Source organism: Nonomuraea sp. NPDC001684 (assembly GCF_053596515.1).
The window spans coordinates 1-15,942 of sequence record NZ_JBSFGJ010000212.1 but is presented as its reverse complement, the minus strand read 5'-3'; the positions used below and the strand labels follow the sequence as shown (position 1 = coordinate 15,942).

Below are 15,942 nucleotides of genomic sequence, written 5' to 3'. Positions count from 1 at the left end.
GGCCGGGTGGTGCAACGCGGCACCCATGGGCGGGTCACGCGGCTCACCTCGGCCGCCTGCTCCGCCGTGGTGCCGCAGAGAACGCCCACGGCCGACTCGGTGTGCGGGAAGAGCAGCCCGGCGCGGATCCTGGCCTCGGCGGCGAACACGCTGCCCTGGGCCAGCGGCCCCCGGTGCGCTCCGGCGCGCTCGCGCAGCCACCGCAGCTCGGCGTCGTCGGCGCCGCCCGCGTAGGTGGCTGCCAGGCCGAGGCCGGCGTAGAGGTCGGCGTGGCGGGACTCGGGGAACCGTTCGAGCAGCGTGACCGCCCGCTCGGCGCTGGTGCCGGCGACGAACCACAGGGCGCGGCCGATGCCCTGGTCGAGGGCGTGGGCCGCGTAGTCCTCCTGGCCGGCCGGCCAGGAGAAGCGGGGTTCGCGCACCTGCTGGTGCACGTACCGGTCGGTGTGGAAGTAGGCCTGGTGGAAGCCGTACCCGTCGTGGACCAGCCACAGCAGCAGCGGGTCCAGCAGCCGGGGCTTGGGCCACAGGAAGCGGGGGAGCCGGGCCATGGCCCAGCCGATCCCCACGTAGATCATGTAGTTGTGGTGGTGCCCGCGTCCCTGGAGGCAGGCGTTGACCCGGCGCAGGTCGCCGAAGGTCATGCAGTCCAGGATGGCGAAGCCCATGCCCGCGCCCTCGTAGGCGAAGCCGCGGAAGCGGGCGGGCACCTCTTCGAGCCGGTCCTCGGCCTCGGCGACGGTGCGTGACTCCACGGCGTGGGCGTAACCGGCGAGAAAGTATTCGCCGACCGTCTCCAGTAATTCGGTGGACGCCGCGTTCTTCACCCAGAAGCCGCGCGTTTCGACTTTCGTCTCGCCGACGTCCGGCACCAGAATTCTGCGTCTCAGTGACCGCAATGCGCTTGCCAATTGAGCCTCCGCCGCTTATAGCCCGAACAATCCAATTTCATTGACACATGCCGCCCGGTGGCCGGACAACTTCGGGTTTGCTCAGCTCGGAGGCTCATTTTTGGGCGTGCGAAAGCGAATGACGTGCTTATTCAGGGAAACGCTCAGCGGGCCGGGAGCTCGGCCTCGGCCGCGAAATGCGCGCGCACCCTGCCGCGCCACAGCTCGTAATCCGGGACGCGTTCCGACGTGCCCGCGGCGACTTCGCCGTCGTCGGCCAGCGCGACCGCGCCGGCCACGTCGAGCCCGGTCAGCACCGCGCCGGTGGCCGCCGAATGCTCCGGGACGAACCCCGAGTAGTGCCGGGCCTTGGTCGCGAACACCGAGCCCTGGGCCAGCTCGCCCCGGTGCTCCCCGGCCTCCTCGCGCAGCACCGCGGCCGCGCCCGCCGCGCACCCGGCGAACGTGGCCGCCAGCCCGACCCCGCTCCACAGGTCCGCCTGCCGCCCCGCGGCGAACGCGCGCACCGCCGCGGCCACGTCGCCCGGCCTGCCGCCGTGGATGAACCACAACGCCCGGCCGACGCCCTGGTCCACGGCGCGCGGGAAGTAGGCTGCGTTGCCCTGCCAGGGGTAGGGGGCCGGCACCTGCTGCCCGTCCACGTACCGGCGGGTGTGGAAGTAGGCCAGGTCGAAGCCGTACCCGTCCACGGCCAGCCAGCTCATCACCGGGTGGTACGGGGTGCCGTCCAGGTCGGGCAGCACCTTCTTCCACAACACCCGCGGCAGCCGGGCCATGGCGAAGCCGATGCCGATGTAGGCCAGGAAGATGTGCGGCTGCCCCGGGCCCATGAGCAGGTCCCGGGTACGCCGCCCGCGCCCGCCGCCCATGGCGTCCAGCACGGTGAAGGCCATCGTCGCGCCCTCGTAGGCGAAGCCGCGCTGCTCGACGTCCACCAGGGACAGCCGGCGCTCGATCTCCCACTGGTCGCGGACGTCGATGCCCCACTCGAAGCCGCACACGACGGCCTGCGGGATCGCCTCCAGACGGCCGGTGAGCGCCGAGGGGACGACGGGGAAGCCGCGTGCGCCGAAGGTCACGTCGGCCAGGGATGGCGCCAGCACGAGCCGGCGCAGCGAACCGAGCAGAGACGACATGGTGTGCTCCTCCTCCAGTACCGTGAAGACCCGGGTCAGCTCGCCCAGGCCGCCAGCCGCCAGTCGCCGCCCCCGCCGGGCAGCGGGCTGCGCACCAACACGGACGGGTCCGACCACGCCGACGCCTCGCGCTCGGCCGCCTCGGCCAGGCGGCGGAAGACCGCCGCGACGACCGCTTCGAGTTCCTCGGGGGTCGCCTGCCCCCGCACCACGGTGAGTTCCATGCCTTCGACGCTCGCCCGCGGGCCCGCGCGGCCGCAACTTCCTGCATGCCCGGTGCCCACCAGGAGCACAGGTGAGCACGGGTGAACCCGGTCCGGCGGCGGAAGGCTCGCCGGACCGGGTCGGCCCGGGTCAGGATCGGGCGGTCAGGATTGGGCGGTGTCGTCGAACTCCACCACGAGCGGGAGGTCGGCCCGGCGGCGGATGTTCAGCTTGCGGTAGGTGCGGGTCAGGTGCTGCTCGACGGTGCTGATCGTGATGTAGAGCTTGGCCGCGATCTCACGGTTGCTGTAACCGGCCGCCGCCAGCGCGGCGACCCGGCGCTCGCCGACGCTCAGCACGCCGATCAGGTCGCCCGGCAGGGGGGACGGCGCGCCGTCCGCGTCCGCCGCCCGGCTGAGCGCGCCGATCATCGGCTCGGCCCCGCACTCCAGGGCCGCCGCCTGCGCCCGTCCGGCCACCGTGCGGGCCCGCCGGAACTCGCCCAGCGCCTCGTACGCCTCCACCAGGTCGAACAGCGCCCTGGCCAGCTCGTACCGGTCGCCGGCGAGCTGGAGGTACTCCACCGCCTGGCGCAGCAGCGCCGGACGGCGGGCCGGCTCGGAGACGGCCGCCTTGAGCCGCATCCCGATGCCGCGTCCCCGGTAGGCGCCGGGGCCGCAGCCGTCCAGGTGGGCCTTGATCAGCTCCCTGGCCTCCTCGGTCTGGCCCATCCGCAGGCACGCCTCGGCCGCGTCGGCCTGCCAGGGGATCAGCGCCGGGTTGTTCAGGCCCCAGGCCGTCACCAGCTCGCCGCAGCGCAGGAAGTCGTGCAGGGCGGCCACGAACGACTCGCCGGCCAGGTTGTAGCGGCCGCGGGCGTACAGGTAGTGCAGGCCGTAGCGGGTCTGGAACATGGCCTCGGCGACCGGCCGGTCCAGCGGGTCGCGCACGGCCTCGTGCCGGCCCATCGCGGTCAGCGCGATGACCAGGCTGGCCAGCGGGCCGCCGATGGCCACGCCCCAGCTGCTCATCGGGATCGTGTCCAGCGCGATGCGGGCGTGCCGCTCGGCGGCGGGCATGTCGCCCTGGCGGATCGCGATCTCGGCCCGGATGGCCGCCAGCCGGGCCCGGCGGCTCGGCGCCTGCCTCGCCGCCGCCTCGTCGCCGAACAGGTCGCACAGCGGCGCCGCGCGCTCGCAGCGCCCGGCGTAGGTGAGGGCGAGCAGCGAGTTCTCCACGACGTCCAGGGACATCTCGTCCAGCCGCTCGCCCTCTAAAATACGTTCGACGGCGTCGAGGTTGTGCTCGCGCGGGCCGTGGGTGAGCACCTCGGCCAGCGCGAGCGTGGACTCCAGCCGCCGGTTGACGGCGACCGACACCATCCCGGCCAGGATGTGCTCGCGCGGCGGGTTGGCCACGTACGCGGCCAGCGGCGGGCAGGTCACCCGCAGCCAGAGCTGCGCCACGACCAGCTCGGCCAGCGTCGCGTGGTCGGACGCCGACGCCTCCTGGTTGAGCTGCTCCAGCACGTCGCGGGCGTCCTCGAAGCGGCCGTGCCACAGCAGCGCGCGGGCCAGCACGACGGCGTCGCTGCCGTGCAGGCTGCCCTTCTGCAGCGCCTCGGTGAGCTGGTCCAGGTGCCCGGCGGGGGTGGCCGGGTTGATCCGCCACTCCGCGCGGACGAGCATGGTCATCAGCTTGGAGCGCTGGAGCTCGTCGGTGCACTCGCGCCAGGCCAGCTTCAGGTAGGCCACCGCCGACTCCACCTCGCCCTTGCGCAGCGCGGCCAGCGCGGCCTCCTCCAGCGTCGGCACCACCCACGGCGCCTCGACCCTGGCGGCCTGCAGCAGGCGGTCGGCGACCACGCCGGGCCGCACGCCGCGCGTGTAGGCCAGCTCGGCGGCGCGGCGGTACAGCTCCTTGCGCTCGGACAGGTCCATGCCGGCCAGCACCGCCGAGCGCACCGCCTCGTGCCGGTAGCCGCCGCCGCGCAGCAGGCCGGTCGCGCCGATCGTGAGCAGCTCCCTGCTGACGTCCACGGCGGGCAGTTCGAGCATCTCGGCCAGCCCGTCGGCCTCGCCGAGGATGGCCAGGCCCTGCGCCACCCGGACGGTACGCGGGTGGCTGCGCCGCAGGCACGTCTCGACCGCCCGGACGAACCGGTCGCCGACGACCAGCTCGCGCGGCGGCTCCTCCACGGCCCGCAGGTGCTGGCGGTAGTCGGCGGCCAGCTCGCCGGCCAGCAGCGGGTTGCCGCCGCTGATCGTGTGCCACTCGTCGGCGAACCGCTCGGTCGCGCTGAGCCCCACCTGGCCCGCCACCAGCGCGGCCACGCCCCTGCGGGAGAGCGGGGCGAGCTGCAGGCGCAGGCAGTGCGGCAGCCGCAGCAGGTCGGTCTCCAGCGGACCGTCCGTGCCCTGCCGGTCGTTGAGCGCGAACACCGCCACGATCCGCGCGTTGCGCACCCGCCGCGCCAGGTAGGCCAGGCAGAGCAGGGACGTGCGGTCGGCGTGGTGCACGTCGTCCACGACGACCACCAGCGGGCAGCGTTCGGACAGGTCGAGCAGCACCGTGACGAGGGCGTGCACGACCTGCGGGTCGAGCAGCCGCTCGGCGTCGGCGTGCGCCGCGGTCGCGGTCCGCACGCCCTCCGCCAGCAGTTTCTCCGAGCGCTCGCGCTCCTCCTCGACCAAGGGGGCGTCCTGGATGAGCTGGCGGAGCAGGCCCAGTTGCAGGTCCTGCTCCATGCGCGATCCTGTCGCCGTCACCGCGAGCGCGCCCAGCTCTATGGCCTGTTCGGACAACGCGCGCAGCAGCGCGCTCTTGCCCGTCCCGGCGGGCCCGCTGACCAGCGCGACCCGTCCACGGCCGAGGATGGCGTTGGCGACGAGCGACTCCAGGCAGGACATCTCCTCCTGCCGTTCGATGAGAGTCATGGCCGTCTCCCCACATGTCGTGTTGCGCTCACGCTAGGCCGGGGTGGTATTCGATCTCTATCGTCCCGCCATCAGCCGCCGGTTCCTGGCCGCGCGCCGGCGTCCGGGCTCGGGAAGGGCCAGGTCGGGGGCAGGGTCGGGGGCGGGTGCGGCGGCCGGCGGGTCCGCGCGGCGGGCGCGGGCCACGGCCGTGCCCACGGCGGCCAGGGCCGCGGCTACCGCGTCGGGCGCGGCGCCGGCGCCCCACGCCGTGCCGCCGTCCAGGCCGCACCGGGCGTAGACGGTCACCTCGCCGCCGGCGGCGCCGGTCGCGCCGTCGAGGTGGTGCACGGCCCGGACCCGGACGCCGGCGGCCTCCAGCGCCGCGCGCAGCGCCGCCGCCGTGTCCGATCGGGCCCGCCCGTACGCGCCGCCGTCGACGTGCAGCGTGGCCACCGTCCCGGCGAGATCGCCGGGCAGGCCGCCGGGGTCGCCGGGGTCGCCGGGGGTCAGGTACTCCTGCTCGAACAGCCGCCTGATCCGCTCCGGCTCGACCTCGCCCTGCCCGGCCTCCGCCATCGCCTGGACGGCCCGGCCCAGCTCGATCTGCAGCCCGCGCGGCAGCGTGATCCCGTACCGGGCGTTCAGCAGGTACGCCGGTCCCGCCTTGCCCGACTGACTGGTGACCCGGACCACCGCCTCGTACGTGCGCCCCAGGTCCCGCGGGTCCACCGGCAGGTACGGCACCTCCCACGGCAGCTCCGCAGGGTCGTTCCCGGTACGGGCCGCCTCCCGGTCCATGGCGTCGAACGCCTTCTTGATCGCGTCCTGATGCCCGCCGGAGAAGGCGGTGAACACCAGGTCGCCCCCGTACGGGTGGCGCGGCGGCACCGCGAGCCCGGTGCACTCCTCGACGACGCGCCGCACCCGGTCGAGCTCGGAGAAGTCGACGCCGGGGTCGACGCCCTGGGTGGCCAGGTTCAGGCCCAGCGTGACCAGGCAGACGTTGCCCGCCCGCTCGCCGTTGCCGAACAGGCAGCCCTCGACGCGCTGGGCGCCGGCCAGCATCGCCAGCTCGGCCGCCGCGACCCCGGTGCCGCGGTCGTTGTGCGTGTGCACCGACAGGCAGACGTGCTCGCGGTGCGGCAGGTTGCGGTGCAGCCACTCGATCTGGTCGGCGAACACGTTGGGCGTCGAGCGCTCGACCGTCGTCGGGAAGTTCAGGATGATCGGCCGGTCGGGGCCCGGCTGCCAGACGTCCATGACGGCCGCGCAGACCTCCAGCGCGAAGTCCGGCTCGGTGTCGTGGAAATGCTCAGGCGAGTACTGAAACCGAACATCACCCTCTTCGAGTAATTTATCGGCATATTTCATGACCAATCGGGTTCCCTGGACCGCCAGGTCCTTGCACTCGTCCCGGTTCATCCCGAACACCAGCCGCCGCGCCAGCGGCGAGGTCGCGTTGTAGAGGTGGATCGTCGCCCCGGGCGCCCCGCTCACGCTCTCCACCGTGCGCTCGATCAGCTCGTCGCGCGCCTGGGTCAGCACGGTCACGCACACGTCGTCCGGGATGCGGTCGCGCTCGACCAGGAGCCGGACGAAGTCGTAGTCGTCCTGGCTCGCCGCCGGGAAGCCGACCTCGATCTCCTTGTAGCCCATGCCCACCAGCAGGTCGAACAGCACCAGCTTGCGGCCGGGGTCCATGGGCCTGGGCAGCGCCTGGTTGCCGTCCCGCAGGTCGGTGGACAACCAGCGCGGCGGCGCGGTGAGCACGGCGTCCGGCCAGGCGCGGTCGCCGAGCGGCATCCGGGGGAAGGGTCGATAGCGGCTGATCTTCATGTCCGGCCTCACTGTCCCTCAGCTGAGCGATCCGAAATAGACGGTCGAGAAATGCGGCGAGATCAGCACGACGATGTGGTTCACGGCGGTCTCGTCCACCATGCGGAAGGTGACGACGATCTCCGGATACGCCGGCCGCAGCCCGAGCCCGACGAAGTACGGGTCGGTGGCGAACACGATGCGGTACAGGCCGCGGTCGAGCGGGCGGTCGGCCCACTCGCTGACCGATCCGTCCTGGTCCGTACGGGTCTCGGCTTCGAGCACCCATTGCCCGTCGGCGTCATGGTCCAGGCGTACGTGCAGGTCGGCCGCACCCCGGCCGTAGACCGCGTCCTGGGCTTGCACCGCTATTCCCATCGAACCTCTCCGAGTGGTCCGCGCGGGCCGTCCGCGCACATGGCCACCCGGACGACGACAGGTCGCGCCGCCCGGGCTCGCGCCCAAGGCTCGCGCCGCCGCCTATCCGCCGGACCTCCGGCCGCTATCGCCGCGCTATCGCCGTCCGATCGCCGCCGATCGCGAAAAGAGGCGGCCGCCTTATTTCGCGCTATCGCCGCTATCGCCGGCGGGTGCGGGGACGGGTGTGCACAGCGTCCAACGTGCGCTGATGCCCGACGAAAAGAAGATGGATAAAGCGCGAATTGCGCACCGTGTGAGCGTCATTTCCGAAGCCGCGGCGAAGACCGCGGTAATCACCCGGAGGTAGATCGAAATGACCGCGACCACCACCCTCACCGCCCGCGTCCGCCTCACCCTCGCGCTGCTGCTCGCCGCGCTGGCCGGCTTCGCCGCCATCGCCGCCGCGCCGGCCCCCGCGCACGCCGTTCCGTCCGCCGGCCAGCACGACACCGTCACCGGCACGATGGACTGGCCGTGGGGCCTGATCGAGGGCGCCTTTCAGCGCTGACGGTGACAGGCAACACGGATCGCCCTGAAACGCTCCAAAACTGGCCACATACCCAAGGGCGTTGTACCATCCACCCAAACCATGGCAGAAACTTTTGAGGGGTAAGCACCAGTTACGCCGCTCATCATGGCAATCACGCCCGGATTCCGGTCGCTTCGGGAAAGATCTTTGACCGAGGGCGATGATTTGTTTGAGGGGATGCGGGTGGAGTTTCGCGTGTTGGGAGCGCTCGAGGTAACTGCGAGCGAGAGACAGCTCGATCTTGGCGGGGCGCGGCAGCAGATCGTCCTCGCCGTCCTGATCCTGAACGCCAATCACTCGGTCACACTGGACCGCCTCGTCGAGGCGATCTACGACGAGGACCCCCCGGCCACGTCGCGCGCACAGGTGCAGATCTGCATCTCCGCGCTCAGGCGCCTGTTCAGCGCCCACGGCCACCCCGAGATGATCGTCACCACCCGGCAGGGCTACATGTTGCGCGCCCCCGCCGACGCGATCGACGCACGCCGTTTCGAGAGCCTTGTGAGCCGGGCCCGCAAGGCTCGCGACGGACGTTCCTTCCCCGAGGCCATCCAGCACTACCGCGAGGCGCTGGGGTTGTGGCGCGGCCCGGCTTTCGACGGCATCGACAGCAGGGCCGTGCAGGCGCTGGCCAGCGGGGTCGCCGAGCAGCGCGTCACCGCCAACGAGGACTGCGTGCAGCTCGAACTGGACCTCGGCCGCCACCACGAGCTCGTCGGCGAGCTGGCCGCGCTGGTCCAGGAACACCCGCTCAGGGAGGGACTGGCCGCCCAGCTCATGGTCGCCCTCTACCGCTCAGGACGGCAGGCCGAGGCGCTCCAGGTCTACCGCGACGCCCGGCGGGTCATCGTCGAGGAGCTGGGCATCGAGCCCAACGAACGGCTCCAGCAGCTCGAATCGGCCATCCTCACCTCCGACGAGAGCCTGGAGGCGCAGCCGCCGCCCGCGGCGGCCCCGGCCGAGCCGCCCGCCCGTCCGCCCGCGGTGCCCGGCATGCTCCCTTCCGACATCGCCGACTTCATCGGGCGGCAGGCCCAGCTCGACGTCATCAGGCAGCGGGTGACCGTCCCCCTGGCCGGGGACGGCCGCTTCGCCGTGCCCGTCATCGCGGTCGCCGGGCGGGCCGGGATCGGCAAGACCACGATCGCCGTGCACGCCGCGCACAGCGTCGCCGCGCACTTCCCCGACGGCCAGCTCTTCGCCGACCTGCACGGCGGCGTCTCCCGCCCGGTCCACCCGATGCAGGTGCTCGACCGGTTCCTGCGGGCCTGCGGCGTGCAGGGGACGGCGCTGCCCGACACCCTCGGCGAGCGGGCCGAGCTGTACCGCATGCTGCTGGCCGACCGCAGGATGCTGATCGTGCTCGACGACGCCGCCGCCGAGAGCCAGGTGCTGCCGCTGTTACCCGGCAGCCCGACCTCGGCCGTCATCACCACCAGCCGGACCCGGCTCGGCGGGCTGGCCGGCGCCACCCACGTGGACGTCGACCTCTTCGACGCCGCCCAGTCCGTCGAGCTGCTGTCCCGCATCGCCGGGGCCGAGCGCGTACGGGCCGAGCCGGAGTCGGCCGCCGCCCTGGCCGAGCTGTGCTGCTTCCTGCCCCTCGCGCTGCGCATCGCCGGCGCCCGCCTGGCCTCGCGCCCCCACTGGGCCGTGGAACAGCTCGTGGACCGGCTCGGCGACGAGGCTCGCCGGCTCGACGAGCTCAAGCACGGCGACATGGGCATCAGGGCCAGCCTGTCGCTCACCTACGACGCGCTCACCGAGCACGCCCGCCGCCTGTTCCGCCGGCTGGCGATCCTGCACTCGCACATCTTCTCCGCCTGGACCGGCGCCGCCCTGCTCGACCGGCCGCTGGCCGACGCCCAGGACCTCTTCGACGACCTGGTCGACGCCCAGCTCATCGAGGTCGCCGGGGTCGGCAGGAACGTCAACGTCCAGTACCGCTTCCACGACCTCATCCGCGTCTACGCCCACGAACGCCTGGCCGCCGAGGAGCCGCCCGCCGAGCGCAGCGCGGCGCTGGCCCGCGTGCTCGACGCGCTGCACCGCCTCACCGAGACCGCCAGGACCCGCGAGTACGGCCCGCCCGCAGGCCCCCACCTGCGGCCCGGCCCCGACTCGCCGCTCCCGGCCGAGCTGGTCGAGCGGCTGGTCGCCGACCCGATCGGCTGGTTCGAACGCGAGCGCCACGTGCTGCTGGCCGGCATCCGCCAGGCCGCCCAGGCCGGCTTCGTGGAGCTGTGCTGGCGCACCGCGATGAACGCCGAGCCCTTCTTCGAGCTGCACGTCTACCTCGACGACTGGCGCGAGATCCAGGAGATCGCCCTGGAGGCCGCCCGCCGGGCGGGGGACGAGCGCGGCCAGGCCGAGATGTTGTGCGTGCGCGGCACGCTGGCCCAGACCGAGCAGCACTTCGGCGAGGCCAGACGCGACTTCGAGGCGGCCCTGACGCTGTTCGAGAAGACCGGCAACGTCGTGCAGATCGCCCGGTCCCGGCGGAACCTGGCGTTCCTGGAGCGCATGAACGGCCAGCTGGACGCCGCCGCGACGCACCTGGAGCAGGCGCTGGCCATCTTCACCGACATCGGCGACCAGATCTCGGCCGCGCACACGCTGGACAACCTGGCCGCCATCCGGTCGGAGTGCGGCGACATCGACGACGCCAAGATCATGCTGGCCGAGGCGCTGGTCCGCGGGAAGAGCGGCGGCAGCCGGCGCATCATCTCCCAGATCCTGCACCGGATGGGCCGGGTGCACCTGCAGGCCGAGGAGTTCGCGCTGGCGGCCGGCGCGTTCGAGGAGGCGCTCACGCTGGTGGAGGAGATCGGCGACACCGTCGGCGAGTCCTTCGCCCTGCACGGCCTCGGCATCGCCCACCTGCGCAGGGGACGCCTGCGCGAGGCCGGCGACCTGCTGCGCCGGGCGCTGGCCGTGGCCGAGACCGCCCGCCACCGCCTGGCCGAGGCGCACGCCCTGGCCGGGCTGGGCGAGCTGGCCGTCACCGCGAACGAGCCCGGCGACGCGATCGGCCGCCTGCGCAAGGCGGTCACGCTCTTCCGCCAGATGCGCGCGCCGCTGTTCGAGGCGCAGACGCTCACGATGCTGAGCGAGGTGCTGGTCGCCCTCGGCGACGCCAGCGCGGCCGAACGGGCGCTGTCGCGGGTGCACGAACTGGCCGACACGGTCGACGAACGGGCCGGTCAGCGGCTGCGCGACAACCTGTCCTCGGCCGCCGGGCTGGTGGAGGGCATCGGCTGACAGCCCTTCTTCGCCGTCATCCCGCACTGTCAGAGATGCCCGCGGGGGCCCGTCGCTGGGATTCTGGCGAGCATGAAGGCTCTGGTGCTGTCCGGCGGGTCGGGCACCCGCATGCGTCCCTTGAGCCACTCCATGCCGAAGCAGCTCATCCCGATCGCCAACAAACCGGTCCTGGAGCACGTGCTGGAGAGCCTGCGCGCGCTCGGCGTGACCGAGATCGGCCTCGTGGTCGGCGACAGGGAGGCGCAGATCGCCGAGGTCGTCGGCGACGGCTCGCGGTTCGGGACGCGCGTCACCTACATCCGCCAGCTCCGCCCGCTGGGGCTGGCCCACTGCGTCAAACTGGCGCGACCCTTCCTCGGCGGCGACGACTTCGTCATGTATCTCGGCGACTGCGTCCTGGCCGACGGCATCGGCCCGATCGCCGAGGAGTTCCACGCGTTGCGCCCGGCCGCCCAGATCGTGGTGCACCGGGTGGCCGACCCGCGGCCGTTCGGCGTCGTCGAGACCGACGAGACCGGCGCGGTGCTGCGGGTGGTGGAGAAGCCGGAGCAGCCGCGCAGCGACCTGGTCATGACCGGCGTCTACTTCTTCACCCCGGCCGTCCACGAGGCGGTGGACCGCATCGTCCCCGGACGCCGGGGCGAGCTGGAGATCACCGACGCCGTCCAGTGGCTGCTGACGTCCGGCCAGGAGGTCAGGGCGAGCCTCTACCGCGGCTACTGGAGCGACGCCGGCCGCGTCGAGGACGTCCTGGAGTGCAACCGGCGGCTGCTGGCCCGGCTCTCCCGCGACATCGCCGGCCACGTGGACGCCACCAGCCTGGTACGCGGCGACGTCGTGCTCGGCCCCGGCGCGCGGGTGGTCGCCTCCGTCGTCGAGGGACCGGCGATCATCGGCCCGGACACCCTGATCGTGGACAGCCACATCGGGCCCGGCACCTCCATCGGACGCGACTGCGTGGTGCGCTCCACCCGCCTGTCCGACTCCATCGTGCTCGACGGCGCCTCCATCGTGGCCGCCAGCGGCCTGCGCGGCTCGCTCATCGGGCGCTACACCACCGTCGCTCCCGGCCGCAGCGACCACCGTCTCGTGGTCGGCGACCACACGCGGATCGAGCTGACCACATGAACCCAGGGAACAAGGAGTGAGGACGTGACCGACGACGGCGCCCCGCGCGCGGGGCGGAAAGAGTGGCTCGGGCTGGTGGCGCTGTTCCTGCCCACGATGCTCGTGGCCCTGGACATCAGCGTGCTGTTCCTGGCGTTGCCGCACCTCAGCGCCGACCTGGGCGCGGACGCCACCCAGCAACTGTGGATCACCGACATCTACGGCTTCATGACCGCCGGGTTCCTGGTCACCATGGGCTCGCTCGGCGACCGGATCGGCCGCCGGCGGCTGCTGCTGGCCGGGGGCGCGGCCTTCGGCCTGCTGTCGCTCCTGGCCGCCTTCTCCACCAGCCCCGAGATGCTGATCGCGGCCCGCGCGCTGCTCGGCGTCGCCGGGGCCACGCTGCTGCCCTCGACGCTGTCGCTGATCGGCGTCATGTTCCGCGACCCCCGCCAGTTCGGCCTGGCCATGGCCGCCTGGGGCACGGCCTTCATGCTGGGCATCGCGCTCGGCCCGGTGGTCGGCGGCGCGCTGCTGGAGCGCTTCTGGTGGGGGTCGGTCTTCCTGATGGGCGTGCCGGTCATGCTCCTGCTGCTGGCCGCGGCCCCGCTGCTGCCGGAGTTCCGCGATCCCGCCGGCGGCCGGATCGACCTGGTCAGCGTCGTGCTGTCGCTGGCGGCGATCCTGCCGCTGATCTACGGGCTCAAGGCGGTCGCCCGCGACGGCTGGGGCGCCGGTCCGGCCGTCGCGGTCGCCGCCGGGCTGCTCGTGGGGGCGGTGTTCGTGCACCGGCAGCGCGCGCTGGCCCACCCGCTGCTGGACGTGCGGCTGTTCCGCCACCGCGCGTTCACCGCCGCGGTGCTGATCGGGCTGCTGTGCGGGGCGCTGCAGACCGGGACCGGCATGGAGGTCGCGCTGTTCCTGCAGACGGTCGAGGGCATGTCGCCGCTGGAGGCGGGGCTGTGGCTGCTCGGCCCGGCCGTCGCGCTCATCGTCTCGATCAACCTCACCCCGCGGCTGGCCAGCCGGGTGCGGCCGGCGTACCTGCTGGGCGGCGGCATGGTGATCGCGGTCGTCGGGCAGCTCCTGCTCACCCAGGTCGTCGTGGGCGCGGTGACCGCGCTGATCGTCTTCCTGGGCGTGTGCTACTTCGGCGTCGGGCCGGTCGGCGGCATGATCAACCAGGTGGCGATGAGCACCAGCCCGCCGGAGCAGGCTGGTTCGGCCGCCTCGCTGGTGGCCACCGGCGGCGAGTTCGGCGTCGCGCTCGGCGTCGCGACCCTGGGCAGCCTCGGCACCGCCGTCTACCGGGGCACGTTCGCCCCGCCCGCCGGCACCCCGGCGCTCGCCCAGGACGGCATCACCGGCGCGGTCACCGTGGCCGGGCAGCTGCCCGCCGACCAGGGCGCGGCGCTGCTCGGCGCGGCCCGCGAGGCGTTCACCGCCGGGCTGCACGCGGTCGCCTGGGCGAGCGCGGCCCTGTGCGCCGTGCTGGCCGTGCTCGCGCTGGTCCGGCTGCGCGGCGTGGCGCCCTTCGCCGGGGTTCACGACGGCCACCACCAGCCGGACCAGGAGCCCGTCCTGGTGGACTGAGCCGAGCGCACGAGACCGAGCGCACGAGACCGAGCACACGAGACCGAGCACACGAGAAAGGCGGGCCCGGTTCACCGGGCCCGCCTTCGCCGTCCGGAGGGTCAGTCCAGGCCGAACCGGGCGCGGGACAGCTCCCGGTTGGCCAGGGCCGCCAGGTAGATCGCGAACCCGGCGTGGCTGTGCGTGGTGGACATGTCCCGCCAGATCCGCTCCATGCGCTGGCCGTCCCTGACCGCGCTGGAACCGGCCGTCGGGAACAGGCAGCCCTCCACGGCCCGCCAGGCCAGCCGGGCGACCTCGCGGCTGACGGTGGCCAGGCGCACGTCCCGCTCCCTGGTGAACGCCTCCGGGCCCGCCGCGCAGGTCCGGCTCCACTGCTGGACGGCGTTGGTCATGGCCGCCTCGGCGGCGGCGAGCATGCCGGCGGCCTCGCCGTACCAGAACTGGTAGTCGGGGTCCTCGGCGCGGGTGGTGAACGGCGGGAAGATGGTCGTCCTGGTCCGCATCAGCTCCTCGTAGGCGTCCAGGGCGCCCTGGGCCATGCCGAGCACGACGGCCGCGCTGCCGAGCAGCATGACGCTGAGCGGGCCGCCGCCGTACTCGGGGTTGCCGTGCAGGTCCCGGCCCGGGGTCCCGCCGGTGACGACCGCCTGGCTGAGGTGGATCGGCAGCGTGAGGTGGCCGGGGACGCGGCCGCCCTCCATGGCGATGCTGTGCGAGCCGCTGCCCTTCAGGCCGAGCTGGCCGCCCCAGTCGTCCAGCCGGCGCCACTGGTCGCGCGGCGCGACGAACAACATCGGCTGCCCGTCCACGACGACGTGGCCCATGAAGTGGGTGGCGTACGGGGCTCCCGAGCAGTAGCTCCAGGTGCCGTCGAGGAGCCACCCGCCCTCGCCGTCCGGACGGGCCGAGCCGCCGGGCGCGACCGTGGCCGGGCAGACGAAGTCCCCGCAGGCGAACAGCTCGCTCTGGGCCCGCTCGCCGAACAGCGTGGCCACCGCCAGCGTGTGCGCCGAGCCGAAGGAGTACATCCAGCCGGTGGACGGGCAACCCCGCGCGAGCGTCATCGACACCCGCATGAAGGTCTCCACGCCGAACTCGTAGCCGCCGAAGCGGCGGGGGACCAGGATGCGGTAGAAGCCCGCCCTGGCGAACGCCTCGTGGGTGTCGGGGGCGTAGTAGGTGCGCCGCTCCGTCTCGGCCTGGCGCTCGACCAGGGCGGGCACCATGGCCTCGGCCCTGGCGACGATCTCGTCGGGGGTGAGCCCGGGCTCGGGCGGAGCCATGGGGGCGTGGGTGACGGCTGTCATGCTGCGCGAACCCTTCGTCTCGGGTTTTCCCTCAAGGCTCGCCCGGCGCCGGTGACCTTCGCATCTCCGTGCGTGCCCGGCAATCCCGCACGCCGGAAGATGCGCCCGTCAACCGGCGAATGGGACGTTCAGGGAGCAGTGTCTCGACTGACGTCCCGGGAGGACATGGTGTTGATGACAGGTGCTCCGGCGCGGGAAGACCTCGTCCGCCGCGCGACGGAGGCAGGCCCTGTCCTGCGCAGGAACGCGGCCTGGGCGGAGGAGAACCGCAGGCTGCACGAGGAGACGATCGAGGCGCTGGCCGAGGCCGGCGTCTTCAGGCTGCGGACGCCGCGCCGCTACGGCGGTTTCGAGGCGGACACGCGCACCCTGGTCGAGGTCGCCGCCGAGCTGGGCCGCGCCGACGGCGCCGCGGCGTGGACGGCCTCGGTCTACTGGATCCCGACCTGGATGGCCGCCCACTTCCCCGAGGCCGTCCAGGACGAGGTGTTCGCCACCCCCGACGTGCGCATCTGCGGCACGCTCAGCCCCACGGCGATGGCCGTGCGCGCCGAGGGCGGCATCGTGGTCAACGGCAAGTGGGGCTTCGTCAGCGGCGCCCACCACAGCCACTGGCAGGAGATCGTGGCCGTCGTCGTCGGCCCGGACAGCGAGCCCGAGCCGGTCATGGCGCTGGTGCCGATGAGCGACCTGACCGTCATCGACGACTGGCACACCTCCGGCCTGCGCGGCACC

The 15,942-nt window shown here is 73.1% G+C and carries 12 protein-coding genes; 5 read left to right on the top strand and 7 right to left on the bottom strand.

Annotation, left to right across the window (positions count from 1 at the left end; genetic code table 11):
• From ACWCSD_RS30330 to ACWCSD_RS30305, 6 genes are all read right to left on the bottom strand, one after another.
• The coding region (locus ACWCSD_RS30330) for a DUF1702 family protein (protein ID WP_449919885.1) at nucleotides 1-872 on the bottom strand (872 nt) is incomplete at its 3' end.
• A gap of 182 nt (nucleotides 873-1,054) precedes the next feature.
• Nucleotides 1,055-2,047: a DUF1702 family protein gene (locus ACWCSD_RS30325; RefSeq protein WP_449919882.1), complete on the bottom strand. Its 993-nt coding sequence runs from the start codon at nucleotides 2,045-2,047 to the stop codon at nucleotides 1,055-1,057.
• Nucleotides 2,048-2,082: 35 nt separating this feature from the next.
• Complete coding sequence (locus ACWCSD_RS30320; RefSeq protein ID WP_352366329.1) at nucleotides 2,083-2,271, bottom strand: acyl-CoA carboxylase epsilon subunit; 189 nt, start codon at nucleotides 2,269-2,271, stop codon at nucleotides 2,083-2,085.
• 144 nt (nucleotides 2,272-2,415) lie between these two features.
• On the bottom strand, nucleotides 2,416-5,187 hold the full coding sequence (locus tag ACWCSD_RS30315; RefSeq protein ID WP_387673770.1) for a helix-turn-helix transcriptional regulator: 2,772 nt from the start codon (nucleotides 5,185-5,187) through the stop codon (nucleotides 2,416-2,418).
• A 57-nt stretch (nucleotides 5,188-5,244) separates the two neighbouring features.
• Nucleotides 5,245-7,005 carry a 2-isopropylmalate synthase gene (locus ACWCSD_RS30310; RefSeq protein WP_449919876.1) on the bottom strand — a complete coding sequence of 587 codons (1,761 nt, stop codon included), beginning with the start codon at nucleotides 7,003-7,005 and terminating at the stop codon, nucleotides 5,245-5,247.
• A gap of 18 nt (nucleotides 7,006-7,023) precedes the next feature.
• Complete coding sequence (locus ACWCSD_RS30305) at nucleotides 7,024-7,350, bottom strand: hydroxyisourate hydrolase (protein WP_357982008.1); 327 nt, start codon at nucleotides 7,348-7,350, stop codon at nucleotides 7,024-7,026.
• A gap of 367 nt (nucleotides 7,351-7,717) precedes the next feature.
• Between ACWCSD_RS30305 and ACWCSD_RS30300 the strand changes: the two genes are divergently transcribed.
• From ACWCSD_RS30300 to ACWCSD_RS30285, 4 genes are all read left to right on the top strand, one after another.
• Nucleotides 7,718-7,912: a hypothetical protein gene (locus ACWCSD_RS30300; protein ID WP_397158202.1), complete on the top strand. Its 195-nt coding sequence runs from the start codon at nucleotides 7,718-7,720 to the stop codon at nucleotides 7,910-7,912.
• 216 nt (nucleotides 7,913-8,128) lie between these two features.
• The gene (locus tag ACWCSD_RS30295; protein ID WP_449919873.1) at nucleotides 8,129-11,194 is read left to right on the top strand and encodes a BTAD domain-containing putative transcriptional regulator; all 3,066 of its coding nucleotides are present in this window, start codon (nucleotides 8,129-8,131) and stop codon (nucleotides 11,192-11,194) included.
• Nucleotides 11,195-11,266: 72 nt separating this feature from the next.
• Nucleotides 11,267-12,325 (top strand): glucose-1-phosphate thymidylyltransferase, encoded by a 1,059-nt coding sequence (locus ACWCSD_RS30290; RefSeq protein ID WP_397158198.1) that lies wholly within the window; start codon nucleotides 11,267-11,269, stop codon nucleotides 12,323-12,325.
• A gap of 24 nt (nucleotides 12,326-12,349) precedes the next feature.
• Nucleotides 12,350-13,897 carry an MFS transporter gene (locus ACWCSD_RS30285; protein ID WP_449919871.1) on the top strand — a complete coding sequence of 516 codons (1,548 nt, stop codon included), beginning with the start codon at nucleotides 12,350-12,352 and terminating at the stop codon, nucleotides 13,895-13,897.
• Between the two features lie 101 nt (nucleotides 13,898-13,998).
• Here the strand turns inward: ACWCSD_RS30285 and ACWCSD_RS30280 are convergent, their stop codons facing one another.
• Entirely contained in the window at nucleotides 13,999-15,207 is a 1,209-nt protein-coding gene (locus ACWCSD_RS30280) for an acyl-CoA dehydrogenase family protein (RefSeq protein ID WP_397158196.1), read from the bottom strand.
• A gap of 174 nt (nucleotides 15,208-15,381) precedes the next feature.
• On the opposite strand from ACWCSD_RS30280, the gene ACWCSD_RS30275 reads away from it, so the two are divergent.
• The coding region (locus ACWCSD_RS30275; RefSeq protein WP_449919869.1) for an acyl-CoA dehydrogenase family protein at nucleotides 15,382-15,942 on the top strand (561 nt) is incomplete at its 3' end.